Origin of the sequence: Enterococcus sp. DIV2379 (assembly GCF_050542965.1) — a bacterium.
GTDB lineage: Bacteria > Bacillota > Bacilli > Lactobacillales > Enterococcaceae > Enterococcus_D > Enterococcus_D entomosocium.
Map to the genome: position 1 here is coordinate 2,609,966 of NZ_CP172938.1, position 13,156 is coordinate 2,623,121.

10 protein-coding genes are annotated in these 13,156 nt (G+C 43.6%); 1 reads left to right on the plus strand and 9 read right to left on the minus strand.

The window, feature by feature from the left end:
* Positions 1–19: 19 nt before the first annotated feature.
* The 7 genes from IGI92_RS11955 to rhaB all read right to left on the minus strand — a co-directional run bounded on the left by IGI92_RS11955 (position 20) and on the right by rhaB (position 7,565).
* The gene (locus IGI92_RS11955; RefSeq protein WP_074536500.1) at positions 20–472 is read right to left on the minus strand and encodes a PTS sugar transporter subunit IIA; all 453 of its coding nucleotides are present in this window, start codon (positions 470–472) and stop codon (positions 20–22) included.
* Between the two features lie 58 nt (positions 473–530).
* Entirely contained in the window at positions 531–968 is a 438-nt protein-coding gene (locus IGI92_RS11960; protein ID WP_275626554.1) for a PTS sugar transporter subunit IIA, read from the minus strand.
* Complete coding sequence (locus IGI92_RS11965; RefSeq protein ID WP_275626553.1) at positions 961–2,439, minus strand: BglG family transcription antiterminator; 1,479 nt, start codon at positions 2,437–2,439, stop codon at positions 961–963. The genes IGI92_RS11960 and IGI92_RS11965 overlap by 8 nt, the downstream gene beginning before the upstream one ends.
* Before the next feature lie 345 nt (positions 2,440–2,784).
* Positions 2,785–3,936, minus strand: a complete 1,152-nt coding sequence (fucO, locus tag IGI92_RS11970) for a lactaldehyde reductase (RefSeq protein WP_430607167.1) — start codon at positions 3,934–3,936, stop codon at positions 2,785–2,787.
* A gap of 84 nt (positions 3,937–4,020) precedes the next feature.
* Entirely contained in the window at positions 4,021–4,845 is an 825-nt protein-coding gene (gene rhaD / locus IGI92_RS11975) for a rhamnulose-1-phosphate aldolase (protein ID WP_005234418.1), read from the minus strand.
* Positions 4,846–4,852: 7 nt separating this feature from the next.
* Complete coding sequence (rhaA, locus tag IGI92_RS11980) at positions 4,853–6,106, minus strand: L-rhamnose isomerase (protein WP_061053119.1); 1,254 nt, start codon at positions 6,104–6,106, stop codon at positions 4,853–4,855.
* Complete coding sequence (rhaB, locus tag IGI92_RS11985; protein WP_061053120.1) at positions 6,081–7,565, minus strand: rhamnulokinase; 1,485 nt, start codon at positions 7,563–7,565, stop codon at positions 6,081–6,083. Before rhaB ends, rhaA begins: the two co-directional genes overlap by 26 nt.
* Positions 7,566–7,716: 151 nt before the next feature.
* On the opposite strand from rhaB, the gene IGI92_RS11990 reads away from it, so the two are divergent.
* Positions 7,717–8,598 carry an AraC family transcriptional regulator gene (locus IGI92_RS11990; protein WP_301389216.1) on the plus strand — a complete coding sequence of 294 codons (882 nt, stop codon included), beginning with the start codon at positions 7,717–7,719 and terminating at the stop codon, positions 8,596–8,598.
* Between the two features lie 57 nt (positions 8,599–8,655).
* On the opposite strand, the gene IGI92_RS11995 is transcribed toward IGI92_RS11990, so the two are convergent.
* The gene (locus IGI92_RS11995) at positions 8,656–10,470 is read right to left on the minus strand and encodes a beta-glucoside-specific PTS transporter subunit IIABC (RefSeq protein WP_301389215.1); all 1,815 of its coding nucleotides are present in this window, start codon (positions 10,468–10,470) and stop codon (positions 8,656–8,658) included.
* The gene (locus IGI92_RS12000) at positions 10,467–13,124 is read right to left on the minus strand and encodes a glycosyl hydrolase (RefSeq protein WP_223347110.1); all 2,658 of its coding nucleotides are present in this window, start codon (positions 13,122–13,124) and stop codon (positions 10,467–10,469) included. Before IGI92_RS12000 ends, IGI92_RS11995 begins: the two co-directional genes overlap by 4 nt.
* Positions 13,125–13,156 lie beyond the last annotated feature (32 nt).

Below are 13,156 nucleotides of genomic sequence, written 5' to 3' on the forward strand. Positions count from 1 at the left end.
TTCCTCCTTAAATTTTCTGTTATCCTTGAAATGCTTCAATCACTTGCTGCGGCTCTTTTGCTTTCAACAAGGCAGCCGTCACCTCGTCATTTCCTAATTTCCGAGCGAACAAAGAGAGTAGTTTCAAATGCTTTTGCGCCCCTTCCGTGTCATCACCGACGGCAAATAAGATAATTCCTTTCACTCCCTTGCCATCCAACGTTTCCCAAGGGATCTCTTCTTTTAAAACCCCGATTGCTACGCCGATCTCCTTCACATGAGCACTTTTTCCATGGGGAATGGCAATGTAATTGCCAATCCCTGTTTGACCGACTGCTTCCCGCTCATAGACATCTTTTAAAAATGCTGCCTGATCCGTCAAGTACTCATTGGTATATAAAAGCTGACTCAATTGCTGCAGGGCTTCTTCTTTAGAAGCTGCCTCCATGTTGGTTTTGATTATTTTTGGATCAATCACTGTTGAAATATCCATTCGTTTTCCTCCTCTAGTTGATTACCTTTTACCTTACTGAATTGACCATTCATTCCTATCAGCCACGTTGGTTGAGAAGGAAGGCTTCGATTTCTTCTTTTGATTTTTCTGCAATGAAGTGCAGATTTTCTTCATAGGCGAAACATTTCATTAAACGGATGACTGCTTGTTTCACCGCGGTTGTTTCGTTAGTCTTCATCAGGATCGCAAAAATCGTTTTTGCTTGCAGCGTTCCCTGCCAAAGGACTTCTTCACCTCTGACGAGGACGATTCCGCTTTTTTTCACCACAGCACTTTCAATGTGCGGTAGCGCAAAATCTTCAGCAATCATCGTATTGCCGCTCGCTTCTCGGGCTTGCAGAGCTTCAAATAGCAAGGTTTTGCTCTCCGTCAGCCCGATTGTTTGGCTAACTGCTGCAATCTTCCTTAAAACATCGACTTTCGTCTCTCCAGCTTCTGTTGAAACTAAAGTAAGGGACAAAGGGAATTTAGTCATTTCTCACCCTCCCAATCATCGCTTCAAGGCGTTTTTGGTCTTCCATCGTCAGCATGGCACTCACGATCACGACCGGAATCGGACTATCGATCGTTAATTGAACGGTTGAGATGATCATCTCCGTATCCGGGTGCTGCTTTAAAGCCGATTCCACATCACGAGAAGGTAGGACAGCCGTGATTGCCAACTCACGAAACTTCTTATGCACTTTTACTTTTAATAATTCGGAGGTCCCGATTCCCGTAGTACAGACGATCATGACCTTGAGTTGTTGGGGATGTTCTTCGATCGCTTGAGCAAAGTAAAGGGTGACAAAGCCGATTTCATCTTCTGTGAGCACTGGCAAATCATACACTTGACAGATTTCTCTTGCAGTCTCTTCGGTAGCAAAAAACAAATCTGTGTATTCTAATTTGATTTGCTCCAAAAGATTGTTTTTGACTTCGATCCCATGTCGCAACCGATTGATCATTGGTTTGATATGGCGAGCCAATTTACCGAATAACTCCTCGTCTTCAAATGACCGCTGCAGCTGAGTGCTCATTTTTTCTATAAATGCATTAGAAATTAGTTTTACTTGTTCTGACAGATCCTCTAATTCATCCGTGGCCTTTTGCATCCGTGAGGAGACGAGGTATTGATACATATAATAGCTTTCGTTTTCCGGTAATTTCGTATGCAAGTACTGTTCGCTATTGCCAATGATCTCTTTGGCGATGGTGGCTAATTCTGGGTTTTCTTGCATTTGCTGTTTCTCTTTCTCATCTAAAATATCCTCGTTAAACGAATTCCCTACTTTGCGAAACCGCCGCAATAAGATATACAGGTGAGAAAAAAGATTGATGTTGTATGGATGAGGAATTACTAAGCCTAGGTGATTTTCAATCAAATTCAGCTGTCGCAAAACAAACTCCGCATCATAGCGGTTGAACGCCTCATTCGTCACATGCAGATCATCCAAGCGGATATTGCGGGTTTGTTGGATATACTCCTGCAATGCACGACGGATATTTTTTTCTGCACCGTTCACCCCGATCATTTTATTTTTGCGGGAAACCGTCAGCTCAAAACGCTGCAAAGCTTCAGAAATTAATTTCTCATCACTGTTGATAACCGTTTCACTCACATAAAAAGGCTGATACAGGGAAAAAATATTCTTTCTTTTTGGGGAAATAAGCAATAGCTCCTCCATCACCTTGTTCCGGCGTTCCACTGGTGTCAGCGCATTCGGCATTTCCGCTTTCTGACTCTGGGACTTTTCTTGATGATGGAAACTTAAGCGGTAGCCTTTCCCTTTTTCTGAGAGAATCACATAGTCAATCGCGGCATCCTCATTGATTGCTTTTACGATGCGATAAATCGACTTTGTAGAAAGTCGAAGCGCTGCGGATAGTTCATCGGCCGTGACAAATTCTCTCGTATTGGAAAGAATATGGATGATTTTTCTCTTTCGTTGTTCCATAACAGTCATGTAACCGTTCTCCTTTCTACACACTTATCATAGCACTAGGAAATGTAAGCGTTCTATCATTCTTTGTCCCCTTCATGGGACAAAGATGATCAATAATAAGAATTACAATACAACGTTAAGGACAAAAAAAACAGCCATTTTTCAAAATGGCTGTAACAAAGTCAGTGTTATCATCAATGTTCATTATTCAACTGTTGGAATAAGAAAAGCTGCTAGTTCCCATGAAACGAGAAGGAAAACGCCGTTTATCGAAACCATTCAACCTTCGTTAAGGAGCAATCCAGGTTTGAGCGCCTATACAGCAAGCGAAATAAGCACGCTCATTGAAAGGAACGATTTGAGCTTTTACATCAACGAACGATAAAGCTCAATAATCTCTTCTAAAGTCGTTTCCCGCGGGTTGCCTGGTGTGCAGACATCGTTCAAGGCATCTTTGGCGATGGCTGGGATATCTTCTTCTTTGACGCCTAATTCAGAAATGGTCGTTGGAATGCCCACATCTTTGCTTAACTGATCGATTGCTTGGCAAGCAGCATCTCGGACGTCTTCAAGTGACATCGTTTCTGCCCCTTCAATGCCTAAAACGATCGCGATCTCACGGTATTTTTCACCCGTAAAGTCTTTGTTGTATTTCATGATGGTTGGCAACAAAGACGCGCACGCTACTCCGTGAGGAATGTTGTACCAAGCGGACAATGGATGTGCCATGCCGTGGACTAAGCCCAAGCCGACGTTTGAAAAGCCCATACCGGCAATGTATTGCCCTAGTGCCATCGCTTCTCGTCCTGCTTGATCGCCATTCACGGAATCTCTCAATGAGCGCCCGATGATCTCGATTGCTTTGATGTGCAGCATGTCAGTCATTTCCCAAGCGCCTTTGGTGATGAAGCCTTCGATGGCGTGGGTCATGGCATCCATCCCCGTTGCAGCTGCCAGGCTCTTCGGCATCCCCATCATCATATCGCTGTCCACAAAGGCTACTAGAGGAATATCGTGAGGATCTACACAAACAAATTTCCGATGATTTTCTTCATCTGTAATCACATAGTTAATCGTTACTTCGGCTGCAGTCCCAGAAGTTGTCGGTACCGCTAAAATCGGCAAGCATGGATGTTTCGTGTCTGCCACGCCTTCCAAACTAATCACATCTGAAAATTCAGGATTCGTAGCAATGATTGCGATCGCTTTTGCCGTATCGATCGGTGAACCACCGCCAATCGCAATGATACAATCGGCTTGGGCTTCTTTGACAAAGGCTAAGCCGTCTTTGACATTTTGGATCGTTGGGTTGGGCACGATCCCATCATATAACGCATAGTCGACACCTGCTTCATCCAATAATTTCGTCACTTTGGTTGCTACTTCAAATTCCACCAAATCTTTGTCGGTGATCACAGCCGCTTTTTTGAACCCTCGTGCTTTGAATTCGGTCGGTACGTTCTCGATCGCTCCTTTTCCAAAATACGATGTTTCATTCAAAATCATTCTATTTGCCATTCTTCCTACCTCCATTTGTTTGTTTATTCACAATATAGTTTAAATAGAAAAGACTGAGAGCCTTTTCTATTCTTCTACCATTACTTATACCTCAAGATAGCCTGCTCGGGGAGTGACTTTGAAAGCGTCAGCCAATTTTTTCAGATTTTCATCTGTAATGGTTTGTAAGATTGGGCCTTGCGCTTTAACATATGTGTACACTTCCGCAGCTTTCTCTGCCGTTTCAATCAAGCCAAAGACTTCATCCATATCTTTGCCAGCACCGTAGATGCCATGTTGCGGCCAAAGTACCAAACGGGTTTCTTTCATTTTAGCAGCTGTTGCTTCGCCGATCTCGTTCGTTCCTGGAACCATCCAAGGAATGATGGAAACACCTTCTGGGAAGACCACCAAGCACTCCGTACACATCTGCCACAGGGTCCTCGTGAAACTGCGTTCATCCAACTCATGGGTAAAACTCATGGCCAAAAGATGCGATGCGTGGTTATGCATGATGATTCGGTTTTCTGGATCGACCGACAAGCGAGCGATATGACTCATGAAATGACTTGGCAATTCACTCGTTGGCACCGCACCATTTTCCAAGCCCCAAAGCAATTCCAATGTTTGCCCATCTTCTTTGACCCGAATCACACCAAGGTTTTCCGCTGGATGTGCGGCTACATTTTTAAAGTATTTTCCTGAACCTGTCACAATAAAGTACTTGCCGGCTAGTGCCGTAGCATCAAAAATCATGGGAATTTCCCGCAAGACGCTTTGCGGATCGATGAAAGGCAAGATCTCTTCTTCTGTTAATAAGTAAGAAATATTGCCACCGTTGCGCTCATCCCACCCTAAACGGTAAAGATTTGCTGTCGTTTCCATCATTTCTTGTACAAAATTCGCTTGTAAAATATCAATTTTTTTCATCGTTCTCCTACTTTCTGGCTTTTAAGACGGTTTCTTCATAGGCTTTCACTTCTGATAGCCAATCCAGACCTGCTGGTACCCCTTGGCTTTCACAGAAGTAATTCCAAACATCTGCATACGGATAGTCTTTTAATTCTTCCGTCATGGCTAAACGAGTGGTGAAATCACCTGACAATTCGATTGCTTTTAGTTCTTCGATCGGTTCTAGCATCGCTTTTAGCAACGCTTTTTGAGTATTGCGCGTCCCGATCACCCACGCAGCGACCCGATTGATCGTTGCATCAAAGAAATCTAACCCAATGTTGGTTTTTGGCAATAAGTCATTGCGAACCAATTCGCGGCCAATCTCTTGCAATTCATCGTCCATGATCACGACATGATCACTATCCCAGCGTACAGGACGGCTGACATGCAGCAAAATGCCTTTGCTGAATAGTGCCAATGAAGACAATTTATTGGAGATCACTTCGGTTGGATGGAAATGTCCAGCATCCAAACAAATCAATTTATCGCGCGTCAAGCCATAGCCCATATAAAATTCATGAGAGCCGACGGTGTAGGCTTCGGCACCAAGACCAAACAGCTTGCTTTCCACGGCATCCACTGTGTATTCCGCTGGCAATTCTTCAGCAAAAATCTCATCTAATGCTGTCATCAAGCGTTCCCGTGGTGTAAAACGATCGATCGGGTTGTCTTTGTAGCCATCTGGCACCCAGAAATTATTGACACAGACTTGCCCAGTTTCTTTCCCCATATAGGCAGCGATTTGACGCGAACGTTTGCCGTGTTCGATCCAAAACTGACGAACTTCTTCATCTGGTGAAGCAAGGGTAAAGCCATCTTTGAACATGGGATGTGAGAAAAAGGTTGGATTGAAGTCTAAACCTAAGCCTTGTTCTTTCGCCCAAGCGACCCATTTTTCAAAATGCTTCGGCTCCAATTCATTTAGATCCACTGCTTCCTCGGTGTCTAAATAGATAGCGTGAAGGTTCAATTTGTGTTTTCCAGGAATCAAAGAGTAGGCTTTTTCTAAATCTTGGCGCAACTCCTCTGGGGTATGGGCAGCACCAGGATAATTCCCCGTTACAGAGATCCCACCAGATAATGCTTCATCACTCAAAAATCCTTGGACATCGTCCCCTTGCCAAACATGCATCGAGATTTTCACATTGGCTAATTTTTTCAAAACCGTATCCGTGTCGACGCCCAATTTGGCATATGCTGTCTTAGCTTCTTCATAACGCTGTTGAATCGTTGTCATTTTTTCCTTCTCCTTCTATAAAACGTTGATAGTCGCTTAAAATCTTGTGATCAAAAGGCTGTGGTTCATGAACACTGCAAGGAAATGAGTGTTTGACCGCGCGGCGTGCTTCAACCAGCGACGTGAAGATGCTAGCACTCATCATCTGCATTAAAAGATTGCCGATCGCCGTTGCTTCACTTGGGCCAGCTTCGATCGTCAGCTGCGCAGCATCAGCCGTCAGTTGATTTAAAAAGCGATTGTTGGAACCGCCCCCCACGATATGCAGTTTTTGCAGCTTGTTCGTCGTACCTGTCAGCTGTTCCAGCTTTTGCAATTCGCTGGCATAACAAAGCGCTAAGTTATCATACACACAGCGAGCCAGCTCCCCTGCGGTTTCTGGAACTTTCTGCTGGGTTTCTCGACAATACGCTTGCAGTTCAGTAATCATATTTTCTGGATTCAAAAAACGAGGATCATTGACATCGACAAACTGTTGAAAAGCAGGCGTTGCTTGCGCCAATTCCGCCAATTCTGCATAGGAATACTGATAATCTTGCTGCCGAGCCACTTCTTGGATCAGCCACATGCCCATGATATTTTTTAAAAAGCGAATCGTGTTGTGGGCACCCCATTCGTTCGTATAATTTTCATCGAAGGCGGCAAGGGAAACGTTGGGTACTTTGGTTTCGATCCCCAGCAATGACCATGTCCCGCTGCTGATGTAGCCCCACTCTGACCCTTCTCCGGGTGTACCGATGATCGCCGACGCCGTATCATGACTAGCGACAGTGACAAAGGTCGCTTGTGGCAAATCATAGGCTGGAAACTTCTGAGTTTGCAGTGTGCCTAAAACCGTTCCAGCATCAACCAATGGTGGGAACAGTCCTTCTGTTACGCCAATCTCAGCTAATAATTCTACATCCCATGTTTGGGTATTGGCATTTAGAAGCTGCATCGTCGAGGCATTGGTTTTTTCCGTGACCATCTTGCCGGTAAAAACGTAGCCCAAATAATCTGGAATCAACAGCAGTTTGTCGGCTTTTTGCAACAGTTGCGCTTCTTCTGTAGCTAATTGAAAAATCGTGTTGAAGGGCTGCAGCTGAATGCCTGTTTTCTCATACAGTTTTTGCAAAGAATAGCGCTGGCCAAAAGCCGCGATCGCATCATTGGTGCGACTATCTCGATAAGCGACTGGGTCGCCTAAACGTTCGCCTGCTTGATCGATCAAACAGTAGTCCACTGCCCAGGTGTCGATTCCGACGAAGCAGTCATTGATACCGGCTTGTTTCACTTTTTGCAGTCCTACTAAAATCTCTTGGATCAAATAATCGATCGCCCAGCGGTCAAAGCCTTCAAGGGGACGAAAGCCGTTTTTAAAGCGATGGATCTCTTCTAAAGTGATCTGCTCATTTTCCCAACGGCTCAACATCAGACGACCGCTTGATGCGCCGATATCGATTGCGATAAATGTGTTCACTGGTCTCCACCTTTCATTATCTTGGTTAAAAATAAATCGATTACAATTTACTGATTCATTCTTGTTGCCTCAATTTTAGCTTGACAATCAACGAGTTTCATCACACAATTTTGATAAAGACTTGCACAATCTTGGTAAAAAGGAGGATCCGATGGATTACTGGGAAAAAGCCAACCACTCATGGTCAACCGATTCACTGCGTTACATCAATACTTCAACCCAAAAGCAGCGTGAACTTTTCTATTACATTCAAGAAATCGGCTATTTCAAAGCCAGCAAACCTTACTTTACAGAACGAGAGAACCTGCCTTCTTATTTGATCAAATATACATTGTCCGGTTGCGGTGAATTGCGCTACAAAGGAAAAAGCTATCAATTAAAAGCAGGTGATGTGTTTTTTATCGACTGCCTAGACTATCAGTACTACCGCACCGTTAGTCAAGAGCCCTGGGAAATGGACTGGATCCATCTATATGGCGCCAACGTCACAGCGTTTTATGATGAATTTCTCAAAAATGGCAGTCCAGTTTTTCACACAAATCCTGCCAGCAGCCGCCAAAATCCGATCCATTTGGTCTTACAAGATTTATTGATGTTACAGCCAGAACCAAATGCGAAAACTGCCTTCCAAAGCTCTGTTTTGATCCATCAGCTACTCAATGAACTGCTCCTGCAAAAATATCATCTCGATTTTTCGGATAGTGAGATCCCGCCTTATATTTTGCAGATTCGTGACCAGCTAGAAGAGGATTTCCGTCAAGGGATCACCTTGGAATCTTTGGAGGAAAGGTACCATATCAATAAGTATCAAATCGTCAAGGAGTTTTCCAAATACATGGGCTTGCCCCCCATCGAGTACCAGATCAGCAAACGCATCTCTTACTCGAAAGACCTTTTGCGCTATTCTCGTCTTTCCATCAAAGAGATCTCATTGGCGATCGGCATCGAAAACACCGCCTATTTCAGCCGTTTATTCAAGAGAAAAGTCGGCATTTCACCTAGTGATTATCGACAAACGGAGAATGGACGGTAAAAAAGAAACATGAAATCATTCACTGATTTCATGTTTCTTTTCATTGAATCTAAGGTTTTAGTTGGCAACAATAAGTGACTCTTTTTCATTCATGATCTTCTCAAATGCTGACGCATTCGTTACCACAACTGGCGTAATGGTCGCATATCCCTCTGCTTGGATAGCTGCGAGATCGGCTTTTATCAGCGGCTGGCCCTTTTTGATTGCTTGATTTGCTTCAATAAGGGTCGTAAAGTGCCTTCCCTCTAGCTCTACTGTGTCAACACCGATATGGATCAAAAGTTCAACGCCTTGATCACTGGTCAAGCCGATCGCATGCTTTGTTGGAAATAAAGCAGTGACCACGCCATCAAAAGGGGCATAAAAGGTGTTTGATTGTGGTTTGATTGCTTTCCCTTGCCCCATCAAGCCTTCTGAAAAAACTTTGTCAGGAACCTCTGTTAAGGGAACGACTTCTCCTTGAACGACTTCTTGAAAATTGATTTTTGTATTCACTGGCTCTTTTGAATTGACTGCTTTCCTTTTTTCAGGTTCTACAATTCCCCAAAAATAGGTGATTAGAAATGCCGCAACAAGCCCTACTACCTGCGAAGCAATCCCACCATAAAATCCACCATCGATTCCTGCTGGATTGATAATCAAAGGAATACCCAACAATCCTGAACCACCAAAAGAATACTGCACTGTCTGCATAAATCCTGCAATAACACCACCTAAACTTCCACCGATGACAGCAGCGATCAACGGACGTTTATAAGGAAGTAATACTCCGTACAATGCTGGTTCACTGACACCAATCAGGGTTGTCAGACCTGTTGAGTATGCGAGTGCTTTCGTTTTATCGTTTTTCGTTCGTAGACCAACCGCCACGACAGCTCCAGCCATTGCCATTTGGTTCGCTAAGAGCAGACCCATCACAGGATCGAATCCTTGCATCGCCATGTTGTTAAGAAAAATTGGAATGAATGCCCAATGCAATCCGAACATGACCATCAAGATCCATGGTCCCCCAATCACCAGCCCGCCCAAAACCGGACTGAAGTGATAAACATTATTAACAAGCGTTGCCAGTAGACTTGATAAGTTGGATATAATTGGACCAACGACCAGCAAGGCAAGAGGGACAGAAACTAGTAACACGATAAGAGGCTGTACCATGAATCGCAAATCTTTCAACGGCCAATTCTGAACGAAGCCATTGATTTTGGCTGCCACCCAGACAGCAATGATTGCCGGAAAAACGGAAGAAGTATAGTCCATCATATTCACGGGAATCGACAAAAAGGTCAAACTACCTTCTGTCGCATACGGCAGCAAAGTAGGATAGATCAATGATGCCCCAATCAACATTCCGACATAGCTGTTTAATTTAAAATAATTTGCCGCCGAAGCACCTAATAAGATTGGCATGAAGTAAAAGAAAGCATTAGACAATGCATACAAAACGATATAGGTTCCCGAAGTTTCTGACAAAATACCTGCTACTGATAAAATCGTCAAGATCCCTTTGATCGTTCCTGACGCAGCCATAGCGCCTAAAGCTGGCGTGAAAACCCCTGAAATCGTGGAGGTAAACTGATCAAAAAGAGATTTTTTTGTTTTTTCATGGGTAGTGTCTTCTATTAATTCGCCGACTTGTTGCAGGACCGCTTCATAGACATCGTTTACACGATTTCCTAAAACGATCTGGTACTGTCCGCCCTGTTCAACGACTGAAATCACTCCGTCAAGACTAGCAATGGTCTCCTTACTTGGGGTATCTGTATCATGTAATACAAAACGCAGACGTGTGACGCAATGGGTCACCGATTCGATATTGGCTTTTCCACCAATTTCCTTTAAAACCTCTGTTGCCAACTGCTGGTTGTTCATTTTTGCTCCTCCTCAATAAAAAGTTTGATTTCGCCAGTGATCCCCAAAGGCTCGAACAGGACAAACTGTGAAAGATAATCCCGCATACTGCGACCTAAATTATTGATCACTTCAATCTGGATGGAATTATTCGTTTCTTGAAGCAGGTCCGTCAACTCAAATGTATACGGTGTACTGATTCTTGTGCCTACACAATGACCGTTCACTGAAACAGTCACAACTTCTGAAGCATCTTCAATACTTAATAAAACCTCTCCTGCTGCTTTAGGGAAGTCCACGGTATAAGTGATTTTCCCGCTAAACCGACTGAAGTCATCACCGACTCCCAGTAAAGGCAATGACGAATATTGTTTTTGACAGGCAACTACCGCTTGCTCTTTCCCGATTCCTTCGAAAGTGACTTGCCATGGCTGATCGTTTAGATGAACTTCTTTCACTGGTTTGCTTCTATCAATACGCAATGGTTGTTCCGAGGTAGCTTCAAAAAGAATCATACTCTCTGCTGGTGCTAAATGAATCTCATAGCTGCCATTTTTATATGACACAGGTTTCAGTTTATTTTCTACTGGATCATATTGAACTAAAGGCTTCTTAGCAGGAAAAACAGCCTGAAACTGCAGCGATTCACTGTCATTTTCATTGAAAAGCATGAATATTTCATCTGTCTGCTGCTGATAATGATAGTAGCGCAAATACGGCAGAGCTTTTGATGTTTCTAAACGATCCCGTACCTTCAAGCCAACGTTATCAGTGAGTGCTGTGAGCGGTGTTACTTCCGTAAGGCGAGCGAGAAGCCGCAGTTCATGGGTAAGCAGAGTTTGTTCAAGGGCTTCTTTCACCATTTCCTCAACAAAAATAATTTGAATTCCAGATTCTGCGAGAGCTGTCAGCTTTTTGATCAATGGACCAGACATTCGCTCAGTATATGGAATGACTAGTGTTTGAAAGGCATACTCATTGATGACAAACGTTTGATCCGTAAATTGCGCATCAAGCATCATCTCAACCGAAACGATTTCAAATTCGTATTGATGTTCCATCAGTTCACGAGCAACTTTTTGAATCGGCATATAAGCGCCTGCCCACTCCGCTTCAGCATGGTACAGCACAGCAATATCCGCTTGATGTTTCCCGTCGCTAAATAGATAACTCAAACGATTCATATACGTCATCAGCTGTTTGAAGCCCTCAAATTGTGGATTATGGCCTTGCGCATAAAAGTGTGGCGGGCAATCGGCATCAGGAAAGTCATTCATTGAAAAAGCATGAGGGACAAAATGATTGACCCCTCGCACCAGCATGTGATCGGTTAGCCATTTCATCAGTTTGGTTCCTTCTGACCAACCATATGCACCGAATACTTCGCACATCGTTCGACCTTGTTTCACAGGGTCTAAGTTTCCTAAAGATGCCCCCATTTTCCCTAATGCGTAATGGAAAAATTCGCCATCCCAGCCAGTAGATGTCATGGCTTCAAAGTATCCGTCATTTTGTTGCGGCATCAATTGATGCAAAACGACATCGATCCCTGCCATCGATTGTCCTTTCATCGATTGAAAGAAGTGACCTGCCCCATAGCCTAAACGTGCATGGGCATTGTTATCCTCAATCACATGTCCGATATAGTCGACCTTATGTTCCCGACACCAGCGTCCGATCCGCTGAGAAAAGTGTTGACTATATAGCTCAGAAACCAACGACATATAATTGTAACGAATCTTAACCGTCTGTTTTGATTCACCACGATAGAGAGCCGGCAACAGCCCTCGCAGCTCAGTTTCAGATATGGCTAGCTGGTTTGCTAACAAAGTCAACAAATCATACCGCCACGGCAATGGCATATCTACTTTTCCAAGGACTGCATCAGGACCCTTGATATTCCCAAACCGCGGTTCATCTGAGAAAAATCCTTGGATCGTTGTGCCAAATTTCTCTCCAAAGTGTTGATAATGACTTTGATAAACCGTTTCCAGCAAAACATCCGTTGCTTCTGGTACCAAAGGATTCAAGTACCCTTGTGTCGAAGCTTCCCCTCCTTCTTGTGTCGTGTAAAAGACAAAGATACTCCACTCTCCTTCAGGAATAGACCAATACAATGTCTCATCAATCATTGAGTCTGTAAGGTCGATCCACTCCTCCTCGCTGATCTGCTTAAATCCAGTTTTTTTGACCGCAACGGCGCTGATGATTTCAGCAGAAAAAAATGATTTGCCACTCTCGTTAACCGTTTCCCCTTCGGAATTCAAAATATTCGGTCGCTCTGCATTGAAACACCAATCCAACATAATTCCAGCATTCTTTTTTGGGCCTACAAAATCAAATTGTCGAAAATTCAAAAATTCTTTCTGCAAATGTCGATGATTCTTCTCAATTTCTCCTGCGGCGTAGCCTGTTGGAAAGTGCTTGTCATCCAAAATCCAAAGTGTCATTTGTCTTTTTTCACACTCTTCAATGATGATCGCCAACTCGTCCCACCATTGCGCTTTCAAAAATTCTTCATGGGGTCGTGATTCGATGCAGACAGATCGGATGCCGGCTTCGTAAATTTTATTGATGTAAGTTTGAATCGTCTCCTTCTCTTCTCCATGCATCCATAAAAACGGAAAAATATGATTATCATATTTTTCGTTCAATAAATTCGTTATCTTTTTCATACAAATTCCTCTTTCTTTCTCATTCAACTTCA

What these genes read in the sequence shown, in the direction of transcription:
- IGI92_RS11955 (WP_074536500.1), bottom strand. Translation starts at nt 472, where the DNA reads ATGGATATTTCAACAGTGATTGATCCAAAAATAATCAAAACCAACATG.
- IGI92_RS11960 (WP_275626554.1), bottom strand. Translation starts at nt 968, where the DNA reads ATGACTAAATTCCCTTTGTCCCTTACTTTAGTTTCAACAGAAGCTGGA.
- IGI92_RS11965 (WP_275626553.1), bottom strand. Translation starts at nt 2,439, where the DNA reads ATGACTGTTATGGAACAACGAAAGAGAAAAATCATCCATATTCTTTCC.
- fucO (WP_430607167.1), bottom strand. Translation starts at nt 3,936, where the DNA reads ATGGCAAATAGAATGATTTTGAATGAAACATCGTATTTTGGAAAAGGA.
- rhaD (WP_005234418.1), bottom strand. Translation starts at nt 4,845, where the DNA reads ATGAAAAAAATTGATATTTTACAAGCGAATTTTGTACAAGAAATGATG.
- rhaA (WP_061053119.1), bottom strand. Translation starts at nt 6,106, where the DNA reads ATGACAACGATTCAACAGCGTTATGAAGAAGCTAAGACAGCATATGCC.
- IGI92_RS11990 (WP_301389216.1), top strand. Translation starts at nt 7,717, where the DNA reads ATGGATTACTGGGAAAAAGCCAACCACTCATGGTCAACCGATTCACTG.
- IGI92_RS11995 (WP_301389215.1), bottom strand. Translation starts at nt 10,470, where the DNA reads ATGAACAACCAGCAGTTGGCAACAGAGGTTTTAAAGGAAATTGGTGGA.
- IGI92_RS12000 (WP_223347110.1), bottom strand. Translation starts at nt 13,124, where the DNA reads ATGAAAAAGATAACGAATTTATTGAACGAAAAATATGATAATCATATT.